21 protein-coding genes are annotated in these 25,707 nt (G+C 44.6%); 5 read left to right on the top strand and 16 right to left on the bottom strand.

The window, feature by feature from the left end; all coding sequences use genetic code 11:
- Window positions 1-660: 660 nt before the first annotated feature.
- From BKN38_RS03160 to flgG, 4 genes are all read right to left on the bottom strand, one after another.
- Entirely contained in the window at window positions 661-1,317 is a 657-nt protein-coding gene (locus tag BKN38_RS03160; protein ID WP_066455681.1) for a hypothetical protein, read from the bottom strand.
- Between the two features lie 100 nt (window positions 1,318-1,417).
- Entirely contained in the window at window positions 1,418-2,062 is a 645-nt protein-coding gene (locus BKN38_RS03155; protein ID WP_066455679.1) for a hypothetical protein, read from the bottom strand.
- Window positions 2,063-2,736: 674 nt separating this feature from the next.
- Entirely contained in the window at window positions 2,737-5,595 is a 2,859-nt protein-coding gene (polA, locus tag BKN38_RS03150) for a DNA polymerase I (protein ID WP_066455889.1), read from the bottom strand.
- Between the two features lie 56 nt (window positions 5,596-5,651).
- Window positions 5,652-6,440, bottom strand: coding sequence for a flagellar basal-body rod protein FlgG (flgG, locus tag BKN38_RS03145; RefSeq protein WP_066455892.1), 789 nt, complete (start codon window positions 6,438-6,440; stop codon window positions 5,652-5,654).
- Window positions 6,441-6,683: 243 nt separating this feature from the next.
- Between flgG and BKN38_RS03140 the strand changes: the two genes are divergently transcribed.
- Entirely contained in the window at window positions 6,684-6,992 is a 309-nt protein-coding gene (locus tag BKN38_RS03140; protein WP_066455895.1) for a hypothetical protein, read from the top strand.
- A complete protein-coding gene (locus BKN38_RS03135) occupies window positions 6,970-7,803 on the top strand; it encodes an aldo/keto reductase (RefSeq protein ID WP_066455898.1) in 834 nt (277 codons plus the stop codon). Before BKN38_RS03140 ends, BKN38_RS03135 begins: the two co-directional genes overlap by 23 nt.
- A gap of 411 nt (window positions 7,804-8,214) precedes the next feature.
- Here the strand turns inward: BKN38_RS03135 and BKN38_RS03130 are convergent, their stop codons facing one another.
- The 12 genes from BKN38_RS03130 to dnaE form a co-directional block, all read right to left on the bottom strand.
- Complete coding sequence (locus BKN38_RS03130; protein ID WP_066455900.1) at window positions 8,215-9,408, bottom strand: HD domain-containing protein; 1,194 nt, start codon at window positions 9,406-9,408, stop codon at window positions 8,215-8,217.
- The gene (locus BKN38_RS10535; RefSeq protein WP_143000189.1) at window positions 9,405-9,590 is read right to left on the bottom strand and encodes a hypothetical protein; all 186 of its coding nucleotides are present in this window, start codon (window positions 9,588-9,590) and stop codon (window positions 9,405-9,407) included. The genes BKN38_RS03130 and BKN38_RS10535 overlap by 4 nt, the downstream gene beginning before the upstream one ends.
- Entirely contained in the window at window positions 9,565-10,506 is a 942-nt protein-coding gene (locus tag BKN38_RS03125) for an ABC-type transport auxiliary lipoprotein family protein (RefSeq protein ID WP_066455901.1), read from the bottom strand. Before BKN38_RS03125 ends, BKN38_RS10535 begins: the two co-directional genes overlap by 26 nt.
- Window positions 10,503-11,270 carry an MlaD family protein gene (locus BKN38_RS03120; protein ID WP_066455903.1) on the bottom strand — a complete coding sequence of 256 codons (768 nt, stop codon included), beginning with the start codon at window positions 11,268-11,270 and terminating at the stop codon, window positions 10,503-10,505. The genes BKN38_RS03125 and BKN38_RS03120 overlap by 4 nt, the downstream gene beginning before the upstream one ends.
- Window positions 11,255-12,028 carry an ABC transporter ATP-binding protein gene (locus tag BKN38_RS03115; RefSeq protein WP_066455916.1) on the bottom strand — a complete coding sequence of 258 codons (774 nt, stop codon included), beginning with the start codon at window positions 12,026-12,028 and terminating at the stop codon, window positions 11,255-11,257. The genes BKN38_RS03120 and BKN38_RS03115 overlap by 16 nt, the downstream gene beginning before the upstream one ends.
- A gap of 98 nt (window positions 12,029-12,126) precedes the next feature.
- A complete protein-coding gene (locus BKN38_RS03110; protein WP_233712979.1) occupies window positions 12,127-13,530 on the bottom strand; it encodes an ABC transporter permease in 1,404 nt (467 codons plus the stop codon).
- Window positions 13,531-13,726: 196 nt separating this feature from the next.
- The gene (locus tag BKN38_RS03100; RefSeq protein ID WP_066455909.1) at window positions 13,727-14,518 is read right to left on the bottom strand and encodes an enoyl-ACP reductase; all 792 of its coding nucleotides are present in this window, start codon (window positions 14,516-14,518) and stop codon (window positions 13,727-13,729) included.
- The gene (gene dapA / locus BKN38_RS03095) at window positions 14,515-15,411 is read right to left on the bottom strand and encodes a 4-hydroxy-tetrahydrodipicolinate synthase (RefSeq protein ID WP_066455911.1); all 897 of its coding nucleotides are present in this window, start codon (window positions 15,409-15,411) and stop codon (window positions 14,515-14,517) included. The genes BKN38_RS03100 and dapA overlap by 4 nt, the downstream gene beginning before the upstream one ends.
- A gap of 181 nt (window positions 15,412-15,592) precedes the next feature.
- Window positions 15,593-16,942 carry a pitrilysin family protein gene (locus tag BKN38_RS03090; RefSeq protein WP_066455913.1) on the bottom strand — a complete coding sequence of 450 codons (1,350 nt, stop codon included), beginning with the start codon at window positions 16,940-16,942 and terminating at the stop codon, window positions 15,593-15,595.
- Window positions 16,943-17,133: 191 nt separating this feature from the next.
- Window positions 17,134-18,192, bottom strand: coding sequence for a dihydroorotate dehydrogenase (quinone) (gene pyrD, locus BKN38_RS03085; protein ID WP_082942551.1), 1,059 nt, complete (start codon window positions 18,190-18,192; stop codon window positions 17,134-17,136).
- Window positions 18,179-18,301 (bottom strand): hypothetical protein, encoded by a 123-nt coding sequence (locus BKN38_RS11680; protein WP_256325522.1) that lies wholly within the window; start codon window positions 18,299-18,301, stop codon window positions 18,179-18,181. The genes pyrD and BKN38_RS11680 overlap by 14 nt, the downstream gene beginning before the upstream one ends.
- 439 nt (window positions 18,302-18,740) lie before the next feature.
- Entirely contained in the window at window positions 18,741-22,538 is a 3,798-nt protein-coding gene (gene dnaE / locus BKN38_RS03080; protein ID WP_070957682.1) for a DNA polymerase III subunit alpha, read from the bottom strand.
- A 397-nt stretch (window positions 22,539-22,935) separates the two neighbouring features.
- On the opposite strand from dnaE, the gene BKN38_RS03075 reads away from it, so the two are divergent.
- The 3 genes from BKN38_RS03075 to BKN38_RS03065 all read left to right on the top strand — a co-directional run bounded on the left by BKN38_RS03075 (window position 22,936) and on the right by BKN38_RS03065 (window position 25,620).
- The gene (locus BKN38_RS03075; protein WP_233713000.1) at window positions 22,936-23,991 is read left to right on the top strand and encodes a cytochrome-c peroxidase; all 1,056 of its coding nucleotides are present in this window, start codon (window positions 22,936-22,938) and stop codon (window positions 23,989-23,991) included.
- Between the two features lie 295 nt (window positions 23,992-24,286).
- The gene (gene rpmB / locus BKN38_RS03070; RefSeq protein ID WP_066458079.1) at window positions 24,287-24,475 is read left to right on the top strand and encodes a 50S ribosomal protein L28; all 189 of its coding nucleotides are present in this window, start codon (window positions 24,287-24,289) and stop codon (window positions 24,473-24,475) included.
- Between the two features lie 11 nt (window positions 24,476-24,486).
- A complete protein-coding gene (locus tag BKN38_RS03065) occupies window positions 24,487-25,620 on the top strand; it encodes a TrkA family potassium uptake protein (protein ID WP_066458080.1) in 1,134 nt (377 codons plus the stop codon).
- Window positions 25,621-25,707 lie beyond the last annotated feature (87 nt).

The raw sequence follows: 25,707 nt of genomic DNA, 5'->3' as shown, positions 1-25,707 counted from the left end.
AAAGTCTTTAAAAATAGTCGCATAATATTTCATTTTCCATCATACCCCGCATATTCGCATAATAGAGCAAAAATACAAAAATAGAGAATCCAAAATAAATAAGTTTTTATATAGGTTTTTTAAAAAAAGCATAACTTATTATGATAGATAAAACAAGAAATATAAAAGGAGCTACGATATGAATGCGTGCTGTTAATGCAGACAAGATGAGTATTGACATTGGCATGAAATTGTATTTATAAAATATATTCAAACAAAAGATAAATAAAAAAAAGAATAATTTTGTAAAGTTATTATAAAGATAGGCTAGAGAGATGCAATACAAAAAAGAAACATCCGCAGTTCCTGATAATTTAGATCCCAATGACATCATGGTAAAGATGATATAAGATATCACTACACTAAACACAAACCAAACAATTTGCCCGCTTGTAACAGAATCTAAACCTTTGCTTTCAAGGTAGTTTTTGAATCTTGAGTATATCAGGATTTTCAATGTTGTCCTTTCAGCTTTAGTGCTTATTGAGACTTTTGCCTTTGCAGCTTTGCCCTTTGTGAAGCCCTAAAAAATGCAAAATATATTAATGAAGCATTGCATAACTTGCATCAGCTATATCAGCATAATCTCTTAATTCACTTATAAATTCTTTTGGTGTCATTTTAATACCTTATTATCGTGTTATTTTCTCTCATCTTTTCACCCTTAACAAATTTATCATTGATTAAATAGTGAAAATGTTCATCTCCTCCAAGACTTACTATTCTACCACTTTTAAGACGTATTCCAGCTCCCTCATCTCCAGAAAGCCCATAAATAGTCACTACTGTCCGTACTCGTGTATATATGGTTAAGGGGAAGCAATTGCCATCATTATCCGTATAAGTGCTTGTTATAATAAGATAAGGTTCAAGTCTTTTAAATGCCTCATCGCCCATGTATTCTTTTATTTTGCTTTTATAAAATTCATACACATCTTTAGGAACTATACATAGATCATTTTTTGTTCCATATTTATAGCCATTTGGAAGGGCTGGAGGGAATTCCTTGTCTAAAGCTTCACTATCGATAAAATAGACCGAACCATTTTTAAGCTTTTTTTCACTTCCTTCTATTTTAAATCTTATGCCGGCCTTATCTCTCTCATCTTCCCTTTTCTTAAGTTGTTCTGCATATTCTTTATTGGTAACAAAAGAGCCGCCATATTCATTTGTAATTCTTTCAAGCTCTCTATCTCCAGCGCTTAATGGCATAGTAAAAGTGCAAGCAGAAACCATAAAAATTGCAAATGCTATAAGCGCTATAATAAAGATTTTCATGCTTTATGCTCCTCATTCTCATAAACATAATGAAGCATTGCATAGCTTGCATCAGCTATATCAGCATAGTCTCTTAATTCACTTATAAATTCTTTTGGAGTCATCTCCTTTCTCCTTTTATGAATTTGTCATTGATTAAGTAATAAAAACCATTTCCCTCTGGAATTTCTTGAAAATCTTTTCTGCAAAATTTCATTCCTGATCCCTCATCTCCAAAAAGTCCTATTTTAACTGTAGGCATAAAGGCTATAGTTTCCATAGTGATAGGAAATCTATTACCTTTATCGTCTTCGTGATATTGAGTGATTTTGAAATAAGGTTTAAGTTTTTCAAATGCTTCATCATCTCCTATGTGTTCTCTTATTTTTTCAAGATAAATATCATAGTCTTTTGAGCTTATACCAAAGGTAACTTCAAAGTATTTATGACCATTTGAAAGAGTTTCGGGGAAGCGTTTTTCTATGTATCCAAGAGTTACTTTTTGAATTTTTCCATCCACTTCTATATCCTTACCTATATATTGTGTGAAAAATTCACTTTTATCCTCTTTACGCTGTCTGATTTCATCTTTTAGCTTCTCATCAAAGACATATGTGCCTCCATATTTATCTAACAAAGCTCTAAATTTTTTCTCACTCAAGCCACTATACTCTCTTTTTTTCACAGAACAATCAAAAGCATCCTTAGCGCAAGCACTAAAAGTTATTAGGACAAATACCATCAACACACTATGAATTATTTTCATTTATACTCCCTTTATAAATTGATTTTATTATTTTATCGCAATTTTTATCTCTTTATCCTAAGAAAACCTTGCTTCTATAGCTAGAGCGTATGCTGTTGGTTCTCCTGCTTTTCTAGTTAAAATTTCATTTTTATTTTTTATGTTTCTTTATTTTATAAGCTTATTTTATCAATAAAGTAAAATAAGCCAAAGTAAAATTTTATTATTTTATCCTGCGGTTTGTTTTTGTTTATTTTGCGGATTTGTTTTTATGGTTTTATTTTGTGAATTTGTCCTACTATCCGGATTCCAATAGATTCTGCCAGTCATTACAAGGAGGCAGCACCGGTGAAACAATCTATAAAATCTGGGCGCAACTTTAATTTATTTATGTGCCTTGGCGCATTTGTAGATTACCAAAGAAACTCACTTCGTTCGTTTTATTTAAAAAGTGTGCAGTGACAAAATAGTCATTGTGAGGGCTTTTCAAGTCCTAGCAAAGCATAACTTCTTTAGCAATCTATCTAAAAAAGAAATATAAATTCTCGATTTATGACAGAATCTAAATCTTTGCAGTTTTAATGGATTGCTTCGCAACTGCGTTGCTCGCAATGACAATAGAAACACGCGTATTTAATACATCAAACGCGCATTCAATCAAGCGCATCAAAGATGCCAAACGCGCGCTAAGTGTGCTATTTCAGTTCTGCCCAGGTGTTGCCAAGTGTGATGCTGGATTCTAGCGGGACATTTAGCGTGTATATCGTATCCATGATGCTTGATATCTCCTGCGCGCGCGCCTGCGCCCCCTCTTTTGGCAGCTCGAAAATCAGCTCATCATGGATTTGCAGCAGCATTTTTGTCGGCGTGCCTTTGATGTGGTGATAAATCTTTAGCATCGCCATTTTTATGAGGTCTGCCGCGCTTCCTTGAAATATCGAGTTTATGCCCTCGCGCAAAAAGTTTGCCTTCATAAACTCCGTGGCGCGCGAGAAGTCAAAATACCTGCGATGCCCCAAAAGCGTCTGCGCGTAGCCGAGTGAAAGGATCTCTTCTTCTTTAGATTTTAGGAAATCTTTGACGGTGGGGAAAGAGCGAAAATAGCTTTGTATGTATTCTTTGGCTTCTTTTTGCGGGATTTTTAGCGTTTGCCCTAGCTTTTGTGCGCCCATGCCATAGATTAGCCCGAAGTTTATGGATTTGGCAACATTGCGCTTTTGCTGTGCGAGCGCATCGCCAAATATGATTCTAGCCGTCTGCAAATGAATATCCAAGCGATTTTCAAACGCCTCTACAAGTGCCTTGTCTTGCGAAAAATGCGCGAGCAGCCTTAGCTCAATCTGCGAGTAGTCGATAGATAGCAGCGTGCTATTTTCATCGCTTGCTTTAAAGCCCGCGCGGATGAGCTTGCCCTGCTCGGTGCGCACGGGGATGTTTTGGATATTGGGCGCTTTTGAGCTTAGGCGCCCGGTGGCGGTGCCGGTTTGTAAAAATGAGCTGTGGATTCTGCCTTGTTTGTTTAGCTTCAAAATCGGTTCGACATAGGTATTTCTAAGCTTTGCCACCTCGCGATAATCGATGATTTTTGCTATCACTGGGTGTGCGTCTATGAGTGCTAGGAGTGTTTTTTCATCGGTAGAGTAGCCGCCTTTTATCTGGCGCTGCGCTTTTAGCTTGAGATTTTCAAACAGCACACTGCCAAGCTGTTTGGTGGAATTTACATTAAACACCGCGCCACTAAGCGCGAAAATCTCTTGCTCGATTTGTGATAGCTCTTTGCCAAAGCGCTCGCTTAGTGCTTTGAAATGCTCGATATCCACTTTTATGCCATTTTGCTCCATCTCCATAAGCACATAGATGAAGGGATATTCTAGCTCATTGGCAAGTGTGATGAGATGGTGTAGTTCTCTAGATTCTAGTGCTTTTTGGAGGGTGAAAAATAGCGCCATGCTAGCTGCGGCATCCTCGGCGGCGTATTTGGTGGCGGATTCTATGATGACTTCAGAGAAGTTTTGATTGCTCCCTACCACCTCGCTAAAAGTTATCATCTCATGACTAAACCACCGCCGCATCTGCTCATCAAGCCCCACTTTGCTAGCGCTATCATAAAGCCACGCGAGCACCATAGAGTCATAAATCTCGCGCGCTGGTTTGATACCCAAAGCTTGCGCGATTTTGAGATCGTATTTTAGGTTGTGCCCGATGAGTGGGTGGGCGAAAATCATCTCTAGCGCGATTTTGGCATCAGCTAGGCTCATCTGCTCTGGCGCGCCTAGATAGCTGTGCGCGATAGGGACATAATAGGCATTTTTGCCATCTATGCAAAAGCTAAAGCCCACGATTTTCGCGCGGCTCGTGTCTAGGTCTGTCGTCTCGCAGTCATAGGCTATCGTCGTATCTTTTGGCAAAGGCGCGATGATGTCTTGCACTTCTTTTAGAGTGAAAAGCGTGCGTGCTTCAAAGCTAAAGCGTGATATGGAGCTGGCGGTGATGCTAGCTGGCGCGGTGTTTGTGTTTGGTGTGTTTGAAGTGTTTGGCGCGCTGCTAGAATCTAGGCTAGATTCTGCGCCCGCGCCGGTGCTAGATTTTGCATTAGATTCTGCGCCCGCGCCAGAATCCAAACGAGAATCCCCGCTAGATTCTGGTGCTAGCTTGCTATTTTTCAGATACGAAGTGTGCTTGACATTCATCGGCTCGCCATTTAGGCGCTGCACGATTTTGACAAACTCATATTTTGCCATTTCATCGATTATTTTATGTAGCGGATTTTTGGCAGGCATCGCTAGCCTTTTGAAGTCAAAATCCGCTATCAAATCTTTTTTCAAAGTAGCCAAATCGCGGCTGATATACGCGCTTTGCTTATTTTCTATGATAAGATTTGCGATGCGCGCACTCACAACTTCGCCTAGCTCATCGCTTTTTGCATAGATATTATCCAGCGTGCCAAAATGCTCCAAAAGCTTGCACGCCGTCTTTGCACCCACGCCTTTCACACCCGGGATATTATCGCTAGAATCCCCCACCAAGCTTTGATAATCCACAAAACTCTGCGGCAGCACGCCAAATTTATCTTGGCATTCTCTCTCGTGGATCTCGGTGTTTTTGATGGGATCTAGCAAAAATGTATCCTCATCTATCAATTGATACAAATCTTTATCATGGCTTATGATTTTTGTCTTTAGATTCTGCGATTTGGCAAGATGGGCTAGCGAGGCTATCGCATCATCGGCTTCATAGCCATCATAAGAGATATTGACTAGCCCCATTTTTTCTATCCACTCCATTGCGATTGGTAGCTGGAGGAGCAGATCTTGTGGCGCTTCTTGGCGGTTTGCTTTGTAGTCTTTGTAGATTTCTTTGCGCTTGTTTTCGCCTCTGCCCTCCAGCGCAAACACGATAAAATCATGCGGATGATTTTTGTGAAGCTTCATTATGAGGTTGGCAAACCCCATCAAAAGCCCTGTGGGGAAGCCTTGAGAGTTGTGTAATGGCGGGAGTGCATAAAAACTGCGGAAAAAAAATCCAAAAGTATCGACGATGATTAATTGCTGCATAAAAGCCCTTATAAGCCTATATTGGCTGGGTGTTGCTAGATTCTAGAATCTAGATTCTAGCGTTTGAGTGAATTTACCGTCTGAAGCATCGCATCGGCGGTTTGTATGGTTTTGGAGTTGGCCTCATATGCGCGCTGTCCGGTGATAAGATCGGTCATCTCCTCGACAAGCTTTACATTGCTAAGCTCCAAAAATCCCTGCCTAAGCGCGCCAAATCCCTCCGTGCTAGCCACGCCCACGATCGCATCGCCAGAAGCGTTGGTGTTTAGGAAAAGATTATCGCCTAGTGAGTGAAGCCCGGCTGGGTTTATGAAGTTTGCTAGCTCGATTTGCCCTATCACATTACTTACGCCATTATTTGCCTGCACGACGCTCACCGTGCCATCTGTGCCGATATTTATCTCGGTGGTGTCTTGTGGGAGGGTGATTTGTGGCTGGAGGAGGTAGCCTTGAGAGGTTACGATATTCCCCGCGTCATCTAGCTTAAACCCGCCATCGCGCGTGTAAGCCACCGTGCCATCTGGCAGCTGGATCTGGAAAAATCCTTTGCCTTCAATCGCGATGTCAAGGTTGTTTTCTGTCTCTTTGGGGCTGCCTTGCGAGAAAAGCTTTTGTATAGAGCCCGGGCGCACGCCAAGTCCTACTTCTATGCCAGTGGGTGAAAGTGTCGTCTCGCTTGTCGCTGTGCCTGCGTATTGAAGCGTCTGATAGAAAAGATCGTTAAACTCCGCGCGCTGCTTTTTGTAGCCGGTGGTATTGACATTGGCGATGTTGTTTGATGTGGTGTCGATTTGTAGTTGCTGTCCTAGCATACCCGTCGTAGCGGTGTAGAGTGAGCGCATCATGGGCGTATCCTTTGTGATTGTGCTATTTGGTGAGTGTTTAAGCAAAAGCAGTTCCCAAACCAGAATCTAAATCTTTGCTTGATTTGTAATTCGTGTTTGATTTTGTTTGGCTTGATTTTATCTCGGCTCGATTTTGAAATTTATTTTGAAATTTACCCCTTGACTGAGAGCGGCTCTAATGGTTTATAATTAGATTCTGCAAAACTTTTTGCAATTCTAAAAAACTTTTTGCAAAGGAAAATTATGGACTCGCAGTATAAAAATTTGCCACAAGAAAATTTGCCGCAAAAGCAGAATCTAGCTAAGCGCAGAGAGTTTCTCAAAACTTCTGCAAAGCTTGGCATAGCCACTTTTGGAGCATTGGGAGTAAATGCGCTAGGCACAAGCCCGCTTTTTGGCGCAGGCGCGACAAACGCCCAGAATCTGTCAGGCGCGCAGAATCTAGCAAGCACGCAGAATCTAATAGGCGCGCAGAATCCAGCAAGCACCACACCTCTTGCCACCCTCAATAACGGCGTGAAAAATCCCAATGGTAGGCATCGGCACATTTAACATAGGAAGCACGAAAGAAGTGCAAAGCGCGATAGAATCCGCGCTAGAAGTGGGCTATCGCCACATCGACACAGCACAGCGCTACGGGAGCGAGGAGGGCATAGGCGCGGCTTTAAAGGCTAGCGGGATAAAGAGGGAGGAGGTTTTTATCACCACAAAGCTACTTCCGCGCTTTGCAAATGAAAAAGACGCGCCAAAGGCTTTCGAAGATTCTCTAAAAAGATTGCAGAGTGATTTCGTGGATTTGTTTTTACTGCATTGGGATGTGAATGATACTTATGGTGCGTGGCGCGCGATGAGTAGGCTGCATAAGGAGGGCAAAACAAGAGCGCTTGGCGTTTGTAATTTTAGCGCCGATAGGCTTGTGGATTTTTGTCTAAATAATGAAATAAAGCCAGCGATAAATCAAGTCGAGTTTAGCCCGCTTTATCAGCGCTCGGATTTGCAAAAAGTGATGCAAGAATATGGCGTAAAGCTTGTTTCTTGGTCGAGTTTTGGGCGCGGGCGCACTGGTTTGGCTGGTGGCGTGCTTGATAATCCAACGCTTGCCAAAATCGCCAAAAAGCATAACAAAAGCATAGCGCAAATCGTGCTACGATGGCTGATAGAACAAGACATCATCGTGCTACCAAAAACGACCAAAAAAGAGCGTATGGTGGAAAATATCAGCATTTTTGACTTCGCGCTAGATTCTGATGACAAAGCGCAAATTGCCAAACTTAACAAAGGCAAAAGCCTCTTTTTCGACCCGCAAGATGCGAAGCGCATAGAGTGGCTAAACAGCGATGAATACAATATAATGCCAAGCTAGGCACCGCTTGCTTTAGTAATGTTCGCCCCACTCTTCGCGAGATTGCAATTATTCGCAAAGTATGTATTTTGTGCCATCGCAAGGATTCGCAGAATCCGAAGCGATCCACCTATGAGAATTTAAGGCAAACACACTTTGACACACAAAATGCCACTTGCCTTAAAAAGCGTAAAATTATATAGAATGGGTGCGCCAGCGCCACATTATTCTAAAATTTATGGAAAAATCCTTGTGGATTTTTAGGTTACTAAAAAAGATTATTGACTGCGAGATTTTATAGATTGCTTCACCGATAAATCGGTTCGCAATGACGAATTGAGATTTTGCATTATTATGGATTTTAGATTCTGGTTTTGTCAAATTAGAATCTTGGCTAAATCCTCACAATAACATAAAATGCGGGCAAAAAGACTATTCAAACTCCCTGAAAAGCGCGCCGAGATCGATGCCATTTATGCTGCTGTCTTTGCGGCGCTCGAGTATGCCTTGCGCGCCTTGCACTAAATCTTGGCTAGAGATTCCATGCGCGATAGAGATTTTGGCTTCCAAAAACGCGCTTAGATGATCGCATACCTTTAGAAACTCCCCGCACACCGGGTTAAACTCATCGCTATTATGCTTCTCAAACAGCTCATCGGCGTTTTTGGAATAATGCGTAAAGCCCTCGATTCTGTAGCGATTGGCAAACTCATTTTGCGTGAAATACACGATATCCGCGCCGATAGATTCTGGCAGATGCGCGATGATTTTCTCTCGCACCGCGCGCTCTTCGATGATTTTTATCTGCTCATCAAGCCCAGCTACCGAGCTTTTGATAGGCGAGATGATATCGCGCGTAAGTATCTCTGGCAGATCGTGGAAAAGCCCGCCTAGGAAGTGGTTTATCCGCATTTGCTTGCACGCGCCAAAATCAAGACTCAAAAGATACCCACAAATCGCCACCACAAGCGTATGCCCGAGCACCGAAGTAGCCGGCACGCGCGGCGTCTGACTCCAGCGCTTTTGAAACCTAAGCTGTCCAAACATCGTGATAATTTCGCGCAATTTTTTACGCAAAATCACCTGCTTCATACCATTTAGATTATAATGCTGCTCGACCTCATCATCGATGATGCTCTTGATATGCGCGACATCAAACATGTAGGGGTTGAAATGATAGATGATGTCAAACTCCCATTTTGACGCGTAATAATGCGCCGCGCGCAGAATCTGCGTCTCTATGGTGTGTATGGGGTGGCTTAGATAATGCGCGAAATCATCGTAGAATCCATACGCGCTTAGATCGGATTCTAGCTCGGTTTTGACGAATTTGGCAAGCTCTTTTTTGTGGTAGCGCTGTAGCTCGTGAAACACCGGCGGCTTGATGTCTGTAAGCACCACGCGCGCGAAAAAATCAAAGCAAAAATACAAAATCAGCTTCTCCCAATCGATGCTTTTGCCCTCCATCTCCTCGTATTTGGCGAAAAGATAGGTTATCACCATTTTGTGCGCTTGTTTATCAAGCTCGACAAACTCCACCGGGCAGGCTTGATCGTTCCAGCGGCGGATGGATGCGGCGACGAAGATTTTGCGGAGGAGATTTGCGGTGAGTCGGGGTTTTGTCATGGTGCGTGCCTTTTTTTGTGTGGGTTTGCGGTGAGCTGGGGCTTTGTCTGTAGGCTAGTCATGGTATGTGCCTTTTGTGTGGTTTTGTGGTGGATTCTGGCTTGCAGCAAAGTCTCTTGTTTGCAACGAGTCTTATATTTGCGAGCGGCTGGCTTATCATTGACACACGCCTTGTATATCATTGCAAATCTGCACCCTCACTTCATCTAGTACAGAATCTAGCGCGCTTTGCAGGGCTTTTATCATGGTGGCTTGAGTGGATTCTGGCGCGGATTTGTCACTTGCGCTAGAATCTATGGAGCTAGCGTTTATTTGTTTGTTTATGGTGCGCGTTTGTAGGTGTTTGCTGCCTTGCGTGATAGTGTAGTCTAGGCTTGCGCGCGCGTAAGGGCGTGCGCCTGAAAGATTCTGCGCGCTTGAAGAGTTTTGCGCGGCGTATATCGTCATATCTTTTATTTTGATAGAGAGCGTGTAGGCGTGCGTGCCTATGGTGCTAAGCTTGATACAAGAATCAAGCATTTTAGATTCTAGTGCGTTTTGGATGAGGGTGGTGGGGAGGTCTATCCACTGCGCATTTGAGAGCCTTTGGATGGCGTTGTCATCGTGTGAGATGTAGATATTTTGCGTGTTTAGGTAGGAGGTGATGTCTAGGTTTAGCTTTATGGTTTTTATGTCTTTGACGCAGATGTTTTGGCTGGAATCGCTTTGGCTAGCGTTTTGGCTGGAGTCGCCTTGATTGGCGTTTTGACTAGCGCCGCCAGAACTAATATTTGGTAGTGTGTAGTAGGTAGTTTTTGGCGCGCTGGATTTGAGGTTTATATCAATACATCCTGCAAACATCGCGCTAAACAGCACACAAAATAAAACATAAAACAACACATAAAACAACGCACGCGCCGCGCCAAACAACCTGCCAAACACTACACTAAACAACCTGCAAAACGCCCCGCCAAACGCCACGCTAAAAATCCCGCCAGAATCTAGTTTGCCAGAATCCAGCCTGCCAAAAGCAAGCGCCCCGCCACGCGCACAAGCGCGCGCCGCGCCAAAATCCCGCATTTTATCCCTCATATTTTTTGCCTCATTTATCTTTTTCATTTTTGCTCTCCAAAAAGTGTGCTATATGGATTCTCGTTAAACTTATTTATAAGATTTTGCGTTTTTTGCAGTGTTATATCGAGGTTTTGCATGGTTTTTTGGGTTTGATCAAGCGTAGGTGTTAGCATGGTTTTTACGCTGTATTCGCCACTATCGATTTGCGCGTTTAGCTTATTTACTAGGCGATTTAGGTTATTGCTAAGCGCTGGCAGGGTTTTGCTAAATGTCTCTAGCTCTGCAAGCGTGTGGCTTATATGCGCGATATTTTGCTCGCTTAGCAGTTTATCTGCGCTTGCTAGCACGCCCATGACTTCTGCTAATGCAGAATCCGCTTTGTCACTAAGCTTGCCTAGAAAGCTTTGCTCAAGTGTCAATATCGCGTCTTTGTCATCTTGTATTATCTCGCCGCTTGTGTTTTGGCGGAGTGAGAGGTAGTTTAGCCCTGCTAAGCCTTGAGAGTCGATAAGCACGCTTGAGCCTTTGGCGATGGGGATGGCTTTTTGGATGGAGAGTGTGATTTGCACGATGCCTAGCTGCTCTTTGTCAAAGCCTATGCTTTTGACGCTTCCTATGGTGATGCCTTTGTATTTTATGGGCGTTTTGGGTGCGATACCAGATATGTCATAGTTTGTGAAAATTTTGTAGATTCTGTATTTGCCCTCATCCACGCCGATTTTACCAAACCACATGATAAACACCACAAGCCCCACAAGGATGACGAAAAATAGCCCACCTATGACTAGATAATTTACGCGTCTTTCCATAAGCGCTCTCCTCGTTTGCTGAAAAATAGATTGTCTTTTGATAGATTGCTGATTTGCTCTTTTAGCTCTTTTAGGTTGCCTAGAAACTCTATTTTACCATTTTTTAGCATCAAAAAGCGATTGGTCGCATCGCGGATAGAATCCAAATCATGCGTAATCATCACTATCGTCATATTCATATCCGCCTGCAGCTCGCATATCAGTTCATCTAGCTTTTGCGCGCTGGCTGGGTCTAGCCCGCTACTTGGCTCATCCAAAAATAGCACTTCTGGATTAAGGGCTAGTGCGCGCGCTAGCCCCACGCGCTTTTTCATCCCCCCGCTTAGCTCATGTGGATACAGCTCATACGCGCTAGGCGTGAGCCCCACGCGCTCGATTAAATATTTTGCCACTTCTATGATGGAGGATTTTGGATAGTTGCTATACTCTTCTAGCATGATTCCGACATTTTCAAGCACATTTAGCGAGCTAAAAAGCGCGCCAAACTGAAACAAAACGCCACAGCGCGTAAGCAAATCGCGCTTGTCTTGCAGCTGCCAAATATCTTTGCCAAATATCTTTACGCTGCCGCTTTTGGGGCGGTTTAGCAATATCATCGTGCGTAAAAGCGTGGATTTGCCACTGCCGCTACCGCCCAAAATCCCAAAAATCTCGCCTTGATAGATATCAAAGCTTATATTATCATGTATCAAAGTATCGCCATACGCCGTGCATAAATCGCGCACTTGGATTATGGGCGTGGGGGTTTTGCCTGAAATTTTTGATAAGGTTTTAGATTCTGGCGCGCGACTCGCGCTATTTTGGTTATTTGCGCGATTTGCACCAGAATCTAAAATGCCTGCATTTATCTCATTCATCATATACCAAGCCTTGAAGTGATAAAAGAAAACACCGCATCAATGACGATGATCCAAAATAGCGCATTTACCACGCTTATGGTGGTGACGCGCCCTAGCTCTTGCGTGTTTTCTTTGATGCAAAATCCGCGAAAACAGCCCACCAGCGCGATAGCCGCGCCAAAAAACGGCGCTTTGACAATCCCTATCCAAAAATGCGACCAATCCACCGTCTCATAAAGCCGCTCGACATAAGTGCTAGCATCAATCCCTAGCTGGATATAAACCGCTATCATCCCGCCAACAAGGCTTGATGCATCCGCCAAAAACACAAGTAGTGGCATCACCAAAATAAGCGCAAACAGCCTAGGAATCACAAGAAAGCTTATAGGATGCAGGTTCATTGTCTTCATCGCATCGATTTCATCAGTGATTTGCATCACGCCAATTTGCGCGGTGAAGCTAGAAGCCGAGCGCCCCGCGATAACAAGTGCTAGGATAAAAGGCCCCATCTCGCGTAGTGAGAGCTTCGCTGTCGTCTCGACACTAAGCAGCGGCGCACCCATAAGCTCTAGCTGCACCGCCCCCTGCAATGCCACCGCAAAGCCCACGATGAGCGAGGTTAGCAGGCTAACCGGGAGGGCGCGGAATCCGGATTCATTGATATGAAACAAAAGCGGGGCGAGCTTCACATCGCGCCGAATGATAGAAAAAAACAAAAAATAAAAGCTCATCCCCACGAAATTTACAAAATCCAAAAAACTCTCAAAAAACTTCCAAACGCCCTTGCCTAGGCTTTCAAAAAAGCTTGCAAGCCAATTGCGCCTAGGTGTAGGGGGGATCTCTGTGATGATACAGCGCTCTAAGATCTCTTCTATCTGCCTATGCGCGATGATGCGCGGCGCGCGGGATTTGCTGGCGTTTAGATTCTGCTTCAAAAATATGCCAAAGGCTAGGTCGATTTTGGCGTTTGGGGTGAATTCTATGTATTCTATGGTGTTTTGAGTGGCGGTGTTTTGGTGGCTTGTGGCGTGGCTTGTGTTTTGCGCGGCGGCGGTGCTTTTGTCGCCGGTAGCGTGCGCGTTGGCGTTATTTGCGCGTGCGTCGTTTGCATCATATGCGCTTATTTTATGTGTGCTATTTGCGCGCGTTTCGCTTGTGTCTAAAGCCAAATCCATATCTAAATCTAAATTTGGCGTGCTAGATTCTGCATTGTCCGCGTTGCGCGCGCTTAGGCTTTGCCATTTGAAAGATTTTTGCGATTTTTGGAGTGCTTGCTGAAGTGCTTTTAGCTTGGATTTTGGCACGCGAAAATCCCACACGCCATCCAAAACAATGTGATTTTGACGCAGATAAAAGCGCGCAGAATCCGCCATAAACGCAAGCCTCCAAAAAACAAAGCAGAATCTAAAATTACAAATCACCCAGCAACGCGCCTAGCAAAATTTAAAGCCAAGCGCACCAATTTAATGCGACTTGGCGCAGAATCTAAAAAGCGCGCAAGCTACCAAAAGCTACTTTGGCACAGAATCTAAAACACAAAATCCAAAATACAAAACGCCACGATTAGTCGCTATTCATCACAACCAATCCCAATGCAACCAACCGCAATGTCACAAATTATTTAAAAGTCGTGCCGCCATCGATGACTATAGTTTGCCCTGTCAGCCAGCCACTTTGCTTTGGATCGCATAGGAAAAACGCAGCGCCTGCCAAATCTTCCGGCGTCCCCATGCGATTTAGCGGGGATTGCTCCTCGACTTTGGCGCGCACTTCATTGTAGTCTGGGAATGCGCGCAATGCGTCTGTGTCGATAGGTCCGCCACTCACCGCATTTACGCGTATGCCCCACTCGCCAAGCTCTGCTGCAGCGTATTTTACCATTGTTTCTACCGCGTTTTTGGAGTTGCCATGTCCGGCGTAGTTTGGCATATACACGAGATTTCCTGTCGAGCTAAGCGACACGATAGAGCCCCCACCCACTTCTTTCATGCGCTTTGCCGCCTCCTGCGCGCCCACGACAAATGCAAGCACAGTCGCGGTGTAGATGTTGTTTAGCCCTTTTGGGCGAAGTCGCATAAATGGCCCAAAGCCGCCCGCCACGCTTTTGCCATAGATGATAGCATTTGAGACGAAAAAATCCACCCTGCCAAAATCCTCATCAATCTTTGCAAAAAGCTCGACATACTGCTCTGGCTCTAGCACATTTAGCGGATAGTAGCGCGCTTTGATGCCATAGGTAGATTCTACATCTTTGGCGATTTTCTCTGCTTCCTCGACGTTTTTGTTGTAAGTGAAAGCGACATTTACCCCATTTTGCGCGAATTTATACAAAATCGCCTTGCCTATCCCCCTTGTAGCGCCGCTGATGACGAGCGTCTTGCCTTTCATATAGTCTGCTTGCTGTGTCATTGTCTCACCTCATAATGTTGTAGTGTTTGCTCTATAAGTTTTAGGTTTTGCGCGCTTGGAGCAACCAGCGGCAGGCGATACTCTAGGCTTGGGATGAGCCCTGCTATATACATCGCAGCTTTGATTGGGATCGGGTTGCTCTCGCAAAACAAAATGGTATTTATATCATAAAGTTCATTATTTATAGCTTTAGATTCTAGCATTTTTCCTTCAAGCGCTAGATGCGTGAGTGATGCGATTTTATCAGGCAGGAGGTTGCCTGTCACAGAGATGACGCCCTGCCCGCCATTTGCAAGGATTGGATAGTTTATCGCATCTTCGCCGCTAAAAATCGCAAGCTCGCTAGCCTGCGTATTTAGCTCGATGATGCGCTCCATCGAGCCGCTCGCTTCTTTTATAGCATTGATATTTTTGACATCAGAAAAAAGCCGTATAGCTGTCGCTGGCTCGATATTTACGCCCGTGCGCCCGGGGACATTATAAAGCATAAGCGGGATTTCTACGGAGTTTGCCACTGCTTTGTAGTGTTGATACAAGCCTTCTTGGGTTGGTTTGTTGTAATAAGGGCTCACGCAAAGTATCGCATCCGCGCCGCATTTTTGCGCGAACTTTGCTAGCTCGATAGCCTCTGCTGTGGCGTTGCTCCCAGCACCCGCTAGCACTTTGGCGCTCACGCCTAGCTCTTTGTTTATCTCTTTGCACGCATTTACAGCGATCTCTATGCACTCCATGTGCTCTTTGTGCGTGAGTGTCGCGCTCTCGCCAGTCGTCCCCACCGGCACGCACGCATCCATGCCATGCCGAATCTGGCGGCGTATCAGCGCATCAAATGTCGCTGTGTCGATTTTGTTGTTTTTGAATGGTGTGATTAGCGCACTCATCGCTCCACGCATATTTGCTCCTTGGGTTTTACTTCTTAGATTTTGACTTGTGCTTTGGCTAGGAAGCCGCTTAGTAGAATCCAGAATCTAGATTCTGGCGATTTTGGATTCTATCGATTTTAGATTCTAGCGCAGAATCTATGATTTTAAATTCTAGCAGAATCTACACAAAATCCACTTTTATTTGTTTTATTTATTTTACTTTGGCTGCTGTTTTGGCTGCTGTTTTGGCTTTTGGCTCATCTTTTAGTATCGCGACACTTAGGGTGTTTTCATTGAAATATTTTTGCGCTACTTCTTGGATGTCTTTTGGCGTGAGCTTTTCAAGCTCCTCTTCATAGCGCAGCAGCGGCTCTATGTTGCCACGCACCAGATATGAGCCAAAAAGCCCAGCCACCGAGCTTGATTTCTCAAGCGCAGATAGGAAGCCAGCGCGTATATTTAGCTTGATTTTATCTAGCTCGCTTTGGGCTATGGGTTTGGCGCGCAGCCGCTCGATAACCTCGCCTATCTCTTTTTGGAGCGTTTTGGCCTGCACGCCTTCATTGCCCCCAGCGATAAACACAAACACCCCGCTATCTTTCATCGCCATAGGATACGCAGACACTTCGCTGGCGAGCTGTTTTTTATCGACTAGCTCGGATTCTAGTATGGAGGATTTGCCCCCGCTTAGCACATCTGCTAGCGCGCTTAGGGCGATTTGGTCTTTGTGCTCGAAATTTGGGATTTTGTATCCCATCATAAGCCATTCGATTTGCGTGTCTTTGTTGATGATGACTTCGCGGTAGCCATCTTGTGCGGGCTCTGGGGCGGGGCTCATCGATGTACTTGATGCTTTTGCGCCAGAATCTTTGGGGGCTTTTGACGCTTTAGATTCTGCGATTTTGCCGAAGTGTTTTTTCGCACTTTCAAACACCACCTTTGGCTCGATATCCCCAGCCACCAGCACTATAGCATTGCTTGGCTGATAAAAGCGCTTATAAAACTCCCTGATATCCTCTATTTTCCAGCTTAGAATATCTTCCATGAAACCTATAGGCGTCCAGTGATATGGGTGATAGATATACGCGGTGTTGAAAAAGCGAAAATAAAGATAGCCAATGGGCGAATTATCCGTGCGCCAGCGCCGCTCTTCAGCCACGACTTTGCGCTCGCTTTGAAACTCAGAATCTAGTAGCTTTAGATTCCCCATAAGCTCGGCAAAAAGCTTCAACGAAGTGTCGATATGCTCGCTGCTTGACTTGATGAAATAGCGCGTATAATCAAAGCTCGTAGAGGCATTATCCACGCCGCCAAGCCCTTTTACCACCTCATCAAACTCGCCCGCTTTTAGATTCTGCGTGGATTTGAAGCTCAAATGCTCTAGCATGTGCGCCAGCCCGCTTTTGCCCATCACCTCATCGCGCGAGCCGACTTTGTAAAATACATTGGTCTCTATCACGCCGCTGCCGTTTTTTAGCGGTATGACTACTATTTGCAAGCCATTATCAAGCACTTTTTGCTCGTATTTTGGCAGCACACTTTTGGCAAACATCGCACTCATCAGCACTCCTAATATCAATAAAAATCGCACAAATATCCTTTGTAAGCTCTTTGCAAACTTGCGTAAGCTTGTAAGCTTGTGTATGCTTGTTTTAGATTCTGGCATTATAGCATTCTAGTATTATAGTGGCGCGACAGAATCTAAAACAAAAAGTTTAAATCCCCAAATCAAGCCGCTAGAATCTCCAGAATCTACTTCTTCAAATCCGCGCCGATGGCTTCAGAGATATGCTCAAAGCCATCATTTTTTAGCATCGCATCTAGCTCCCGCGAGATTTGCGCGCAGATTCCGGGTCCTTTATACACAAGCCCGGTGTATAGCTGGATGAGGCTAGCGCCCATTTTGATTCTGCTATAGGCGTCATTGGCGTCAAATATCCCGCCCACCGAGATTAGCGTGGTTTTTTTGAAAAATGCTTTGGCAAGCTCGCCAAACACCTCTTTGCTTTTTTCTCGCAAGCCAGCACCGCTGATACCGCCATCTTTGGGATGCGCTATCATGGAATAATCTATCGTCGTATTAGTCGCGATGATGCCGCTTATCCCAGAATCTATCGCCTTCTCGCAGACAGAGAGCATATCATCAGTATGCATATCTGGAGAGATTTTTAGGAAAATGGGCTTTTTGGTGAGCTTGCGCGCCATTTTGCAAAGCGACTCTACAAATTTTTCGTTTTGCAAATCGCGCAGTTTTGGCGTGTTTGGCGAAGAGACATTGAAAGTATAATAATCGCCCACTTCAAGCACATCCTCCAGCGTTTTTTGGTAGTTCAAAAGCGCGTCATCCTCGGTGATTTCCTTGTTTTTGCCGATATTTACGCCAAGCGGGATGCAAAATGGGTATTGTGGCTTTAGCTTGGCGTTTAGCGCAGCACTTCCTAGGTTGTTAAACCCCATGGCGTTTTGCAGGCTCTGCTCCTCTGTGTGGCGAAAAAGTCTAGGCTTTGGATTCCCGCTTTGTGGGATTTTGGTAACCGTGCCAAGCTCCAAAAAGCCAAATCCAAGCGCGCAAAGCGATTTGACATTTTGCGCGTCTTTGTCAAAGCCAGCGGCAAGCCCTATTGGGTTATAAAACTCCATACCACACACCTTTTGCGCCAGCCGCTCGCTTTCAAAGCCGCCCGTTTTTAGCAAAATATCATCGCCAAAGGGCAGCATTCTAGTGTATCTAAGCACTTTTTGCGCTAGGTTGTGCGCTTTCTCCGCGTCAATCTTAAAAAGCAGCGGGCGCAGTTTTTCATATATTTCCAATGTTTCCTCCTTGCGGTGTTTTTTTGCGCGGCGTTTTTCCTCTTGCAATGTTTTCTACTCTTGCGATGTTTTTGCCTCTTGCAATGTTTTCCTTGGCAATATTTCTCATCGCCTAGTTTAGATTCTGTATTTTAGCAATATATTGCAAAGTTTTTCAAATATAAACCAAGGATTTTTATGGATTATTGAGTTGCTACACAAATGTGGCTTGCAATGCATAAAAGGTGATGGCGCAAGTATCGCGAAGCAAAATCACAAATAAATCACAAGCAAAATCACGAATCGGACAGAATAGCAAAAATTGTTCGGGTAAAATAGTAAAAATTGTCGGGCGAAAATAATAAAACTTGGGGTGTGGGGGTGCCCTTGCATCATTGCATCATTAATAATAAAAATTTGGGGCGCTCTTGTATCATTGCGTCATCGCATCATTGCGCCTGCGCATCATTGTGTCATTGTGCTCTTGTATCATTGCGTCGTTGCGTCTGCGTGTCTGTGCATCGTTGCGTTGTTGCGCCTATGTGCCTGTGCGCTTGTGTGCCTGCGCCTTACGCTTCGGCGAGGTCTAGCCACTCAAAGCTGCTTAGCTCTTCGCGGATTTTGCTATTTACTTTAAACTGGCTCACAAACACATAATCGCGCCCATTTTCTTTGATGATGATTCTAAGCTCGCGCCCGCCGCTGTGCGTTTTGGCGCATTCAGAGATGCGCGATAGCTCCTCTTCGCGCACGCTTCTATGCAGGATGAGCCCCAGCGGACAGCTAGAATGCTCCAAATCACTAGGGCGCATATCAAGCGGGATGATCTCGCCTCCGGGTATCGCATCATCAAACCGCCCAAACGCCGCGCCTGCGCTAGAATCCGCACCGCCATAAGAATCAGCATAAGAGCTGCTTTGCGAGCTATCACCATAAGAGTTTGCATAAGAGCCGCCACTATAAGAGCCACCTTGCGCGCCAGAATCCACAGAATCCGCCCCGACATCAAATTCAGATTCTGCGTTTTTCTTGCGTTTTAGGCGGATTTTTTCCTCTTTTGCCTGCTCCATGCTAAACACTTCCATCACGCGAAGCTCTACTCTGCCCTCTTTTAGCTCTATCTTGCCTTTTAGCGCGATAGGCTTGCTTAGATCCATGATATCAAGCGCTTGTATCGTCCTTTCAAATATCGTGATGCTCGTATTTCCGGACAAATCCATGACATTTATGACGCCATAAAGCTTGCCGCTTTTGGAGACTTTTTTCTGCAAATCCATGACTTTCACGATTAGTAAGAGATATGAGCCATCCTCTAGCGTGTCTAGCGCGTTGATGCGCGCCACGCCTTTTATGGATTTTATCTCTTGGCTGTATTCTGCTATGGGATGCCCAGAGATGTAGATTCCAAGGCATTCATACTCATACTCTAGCAGCGTTTTTTTATCAAACTCCTCGATATTTTGGAAGTTAAAATTCACGCTTGTTAGCTCTTCTTTGGAGTCGCGGAAGAGTGAGTTTTCGATATTGTTATCCATTTTTTGCTTGCTGCGCCCGATTTCGCAAATCTCATCGATATTTTTTAGCATCGCTGCGCGCGTGTAGCCTAGATCATCGAGGCTTCCGGATTTGATAAGCGGCTCTAGCACGCGTTTGGAGATTTTGGAGAAATCCACGCGCTCTACAAATTTTTCTAGACTTTCAAACTTCCCATCCCTTTTGCGACACTCGATGATATTATGCAATGCTTCCGCACCAGCGCCTTTTATCGCGTTTAGCCCAAAGACGATTTTCTTTTGCGTGCCTTTTTTGGTATCCACATCAGCGACGCTGAAAAACTGATCCGAGACATTCACATGCGGGGGCATCGTGTCGATTCCCATATTTTTGGCTTCTTCGATATACTCGGCGACTTTTTCTATTTTGTTGGATTCGCTAGTGAGGAGCGCTGCCATAAACTCATGCTCATAATAAGTCTTTAGATACGCGGTTTGAAAGGTTATCATCGCATAGGCGGCGGAGTGAGATTTATTAAACCCATAGCCAGCAAACTTTACGATAAGCTCCCAAAGCTCTCTTGCCTTGTTTTCATCAAAGCCATTTGCCACCGCGCCTTTGGCGAATTTATTTTTATTATCCGCCATGATTTGCTCATCTTTTTTACCCATAGCGCGGCGTATGAGATCCGCCTCACCAAGCGAGAATCCGCCTATGACTTGCACGATTTGCATAATCTGCTCTTGATAGACGATAGTGCCATAAGTGGGCTTTAGTATCGGCTCTAGCGCATCAAACATATATACAATAGGCTCTTTGCCATGCTTGCGATTGACAAACTCATCTACCATGCCAGATTCCATAGGTCCGGGGCGTCCAAGTGCGATGATAGCGATGATGTCTTCAAAGTTCGTAGGCTTCAAGCGGCGGTTGAGCGTCTGAAACATACCAGATTCTACCTGGAATACACCAAGTGTATCGCCTCTTTGCAAGATTTTATAAACTTCTGGGTCATTCACATCTTCAGTGACGAAGTCTATCTCTTTGCCATAGCGCTCTTTGATGATTTTTAGCACATCATCGATGACGGTTAGCGTCTTTAGCCCGAGGAAGTCAAACTTTATCAAATCCACCGGCTCAAGGTATTTCATACCATATTGCGTGACGATCATCCCATCAGTTTTATCACTCGCATAAAGCGGCGTTTTGTGCCAAAGCTCTTTTTCGCTATCTAGCACAAGTGCTGCGGCATGCTTGCCAGCATTGCGGTTAAATCCTTCTAGTTTCAGAGCATATTCCCACACCTTTTTGGCAGTCGGATTGCTCGCTACGAGTTCTTGTATCTTTGGCTCTGTTTCCCACGCGCCATTTATAAACTCGCCATTTTTCTCATAGCCTTGCAGCGTGATGCCTAGCTTATCTGGGATTAGCTTTGCAAACTCATTGGCATCATTATATGGCATATCTAGCACGCGCGCGACATCGCGTATCACGCCTTTTGCTAGCATTTTACCAAAGGTGATGACTTGGGCTACATTGTATTTGCCATATTTGTTAATCATATATTCGATGATTTCACCGCGCCTGCGCTGGCAAAAATCCGTATCAATATCGGGCATCGATACGCGCTCTGGATTCAAAAACCGCTCAAAGAGCAAATCGTATTTGATAGGATCGATATTAGTGATTTTTAGACAAAACGCTACTAGGCTTCCCGCCGCACTTCCGCGCCCGGGTCCTACTGGTATGCCTACTTCTTTGGCATGGTTTATAAAATCCCACACGATAAGCATATATCCGGGGAATTTCATCTTGGAGATGACATCTATCTCATACTCTAGCCTGTCTTTATAGGTTTGGTGCAGTTCTGCTGGAATCTTTTCTAGCCTTTTTTGCAAGCCCTCGCGCGATTTGTATTTGAAGTATTCTTCATCGCTTTCTATATCTAGCCCATCTTTTTGCGCGTATTCTTTGGTAAATTTAAAAGTCGGCGGTGTTGGCGGGTTGTTTTTCTCATCTTTCAAATCGATAGAAAAATCCGCGCATTTGCGCGCTATCTCTTGCGTGTTCTCAAGCGCTTGTGGCACATCGGCAAATAGCATCGCCATCTCTTCAGCGGATTTTACATAAAACTCTTTGACGCTATGGCGCAGGCGGTTTTTCTCGCCCATAGTCCGCCCCATACCCACACACATCGCTATTTCTTGAAAATCCGCATCATCTCGTGTGGGATAGTGCGCGTCATTTGTGGCGATTAGCTTGATGTCGCATTCTTTGGCAAGCTGGATGATTTGAGAATCTATATTTTCTTGCTCGGGGATTCCATGCCGCATAAGCTCTATATAAAAATCATCGCCAAAGATTTCTTTATACTCAAGCGCTGCTTTTTTCGCCCCCTCATAGCCCGCCGCGCCATAGCGCACATTGCGCTCGCTTTGGTTTAGATTCCAGCTAACCTCGCCCGCAAGGCAAGCAGATGAGCAGATAAGCCCCTCTCTGCATTCGCGCAAAAGCTGCTTGTTGATACGCGGATAATAGTAGAATCCATGTATAAAAGCCTTGGAGCTTAGAATCATAAGGTTTTTGTAGCCTTGCTCGTTTTTGGCATATAGGCATAGGTGGTAGCGCTGTTTGGTGGATTTGTCGCCCAAGTCGTCGTTATTATGCAAATACGCTTCGATGCCGATGATTGGGTTTATCCCGCTTTTTTTCATTTTGGTATAGAAATCTATCGCGCCAAACATATTGCCATGATCTGTCATCGCCACGCTTGTCATACCAAGCTCTTTGAGTCTTTTTGCCAGCACTTCTAGCTTGTTTGCGCCATCTAGCAAGGAGTATTCGGTGTGAAGATGTAGATGTGTGTAGCTCATATTGTTTCCTTAAAGTGTTTTTGGTGTTTTGGTTTGCGTTTGGCTTTGCTGATGCTTCGCGGCGCGCTGGCGGGCGTTGCCTCATAAATTTACAAAGCAGATTCTATATTTTTTATGATTAAAATCTAATAGAATCTGCTTAGTTTTTGCTTAAATGCATTTGGATTCTCGCGCGGATTCTGTTTTGGATTCTAGCTTGGATTTTGCGCGCAAATTTTTGCTAATTGATAAAAAATATTATTTATATTTAGAAAAATAAGCTATAATTCGCACGCAACAACAACTTGCAACAAATCACAACAGCTAAAGGATTCTGCCAGCGCAGAATCTAAACGCACCCAAACATCAAGGAGAGACGATGAGCATCACCACAACTTCGCTTAAACTACTAAGCGCAATCACCATAAGCAGCATACTAAGCGTATCACTAAGCGCGGATGCCAAAGATTCTGCGCCAAAGCCAGATGAAGTGCTAAAAAAGGCTAAAGATTCTGGGCTATTGCCAATGCCAAGCGGCAAAGCGCTAAGTGCCTATCAGCAAGAAAAAATCAAAAGCCAAAAAATCGCGCAAGGCTACAAGCCGCTTTTGACACCAGCGCAAGTAGAGCTTGGCAAAAAGCTATACTTTGATCCACGCCTTTCTAAATCAAACCTCATCTCTTGCAACACTTGCCACAATATCGGGCTAAGTGGCGCAGATGTCGTGCCAGCAGCGATCGGGCACAAATGGCAGCCAAATGGCAATCATCTAAACTCGCCAACTGTGTATAACTCGATGTTTAATGATGTGCAGTTTTGGGATGGGCGCGCGGGCGATCTAGGCTTGCAAGCACAAGGTCCTATCGAGAATCCTGTCGAGATGGCAAACACTTCCAAAGAAGTCCTTGAGCGCATCACTTCTATCCCGGCTTATGTTGATGAGTTTAAAGCAGCGTATGGCAACAATGTCAAAATCGACTTCAAACTCGTGGCTGATACGATAGCGCTTTTTGAGATGACGCTAAACACGCCTAGCCGCTATGATGACTTCCTCAATGGGAATCTAAAAGCGCTAAGCAAGCAAGAACAAGAAGGGCTAAACATCTTCATAGACAAAGGCTGTGCGACTTGCCACAGCGGAATCAACCTAGGCGGGTCTATGCAGGCATTTGCGGTGACAAGACCTTATAAATACGAAAAAGTCGGCGGGTTTAAAGGCGATGAAAATGGCATGATAAAAGCCGCCACTTTGCGTAATGTAATGGATACTGCGCCATATTTCCACAATGGACAATACTGGGATGTAAAAGATGCTATCAAAGAAATGGGCGCTATACAGCTTGGCATCGAGATAAGCGATGAAGAAGCAAAGAGCATCGAGACATTTTTCGGCGCACTCACTGGAAAATATCCAAACATCACTTACCCAATCCTTCCTACAAGCACTGCCAAAACGCCTAAGCCTTCGTTTTAATGGGGGCTAGCGGGTTTTAGCTTTTGGGCTGGCTTTTGTGGCGCTTGTTTTATTGCAGGCGCCAAGCCAAAACTTCAGAATCTAAAATCTCACAAGAATCTAAAACGACTTATAGATTCTAGGTAATTTCATAGAATCCCGCGCGATTTTCAGAGAACCTAAGCGACTTCATAGAATCTAAACGATTTGCAGAATCCAAACTCTAGATTTTATCGCTTAAGCTAGATTCTATCAAAAATATTGTAGAATCACAGCTTGACTTCAAATCAAAAAATCAAACTGCTAAGGATATAAAATGGCAAGAAAATGTTTTTTCACCGGCAAAGGTCCTATGGTTGGCAACAATGTAAGCCACGCAAACAACAAAACAAAACGCCGCTCGCTTCCAAACCTACGAAGCGTGCGCATCAAGCTTGAAGATGGCACTTCTGTGCGTCTAAAAGTCGCAGCATCTACGCTAAGGACTATGAAGAAAAACTCATAGACGCATGCGAAATGCCACTACTCAAAAAGCTGAAAAACACGCTACATTGGGGGAATTCTTCAAAGCCTGATATTGATTTATCCCCCCAGCTTTATGAGCAGTTTAAGGCTTTTCGATTACCGCTTGTTCTTATTCAGGTTTTTATTCTAGTCGGCACGCTTGGGTATTTTCTGCTAGAAGATTACACTATCGTGCAGGCGTTCTTCCAGTCTTCCTACACCTTTACCAACACCGGCTTTGGCGCACTCAAAGAAAAAGAGTTTGGCGCATTGGCGATACTTTTTACCACATTTTTGATGCTAAGCGGGGCTGGTATCATCACTTTTAGCGTGGCATTTATCGTTAGCATCGTCAATACCGGCACACTCACGCGCCTTTTGAAGGAGAAAAAAATGATAAACAACATAGCAAGACTGCGCAACCACTATGTGATATGCTATCACAATGAATACACCATCGAGCTTAGCAAGCAGTTTTGCGAGGCGCAAATCCCTTTTGTCGTGGTGGATAATGCGCCAAACTTCGAGCAAGAGGCGATTTTACACAAATACCCTTACTACATCCTAGGCGACCCGCACACCAACATCAGCATGCTAAAAGCTAGGCTTTCTGCCGCGCGGGGCGTGGTGACATTTTCCAAAAACCTCTCCGATAATATCGCGCTCATCGTATCCGCCAAGCTTTTTGCCAAAGAGCTAAACCGCAAGCCCCTCTACATCATCTCAAGTGCGGATTCTGAAGAAGAAGTCCAAAAGCTGCAAAAACTAGGCTCTGATATGGTGATCTCCGCGCCCAAACTCATGGCACAGCGCATTAGCGCGCTAGCTTTGCGCCCAGATATGCAAAATCTGCTTGAGCGCTTTGCTTACAAAAACAACACCGGGCTTGATTTGGAAGAAGTGCTTGTGCCAAAATACAGCTGGCTTGTGCTAAAAAAGCTCAAAGAAGGGCATTTCCGCGAGTTTGCGAAGGTGTTTATCGTGGGTATCACGCAAAAAGATGGCAAATATTTTTCAATGCCTGATGATGATGTGGTGATTTCTAGCGAGTGCAAGCTGCTGATGATTGGCACGACTAGCGCTATCCGCGATGTGAAGCGCATCATCATGAAGCAGAAAAAACCCCAAGAGATAGACTATATCTAGGCGCGCGCTGCGCCAAAGCCGCGCAAAACAGCAGGCGCAAAACCGCGCCAGACAAAACCGAACAAAAAAAGGCAGAATCTAAAAAAT

This window comes from Helicobacter sp. CLO-3, assembly GCF_001854545.1.
Lineage (GTDB): Bacteria > Campylobacterota > Campylobacteria > Campylobacterales > Helicobacteraceae > Helicobacter_B.
The sequence above is the reverse complement of the archived record's forward strand: the minus strand, read 5'-3'. Positions and strand labels throughout refer to the sequence as shown.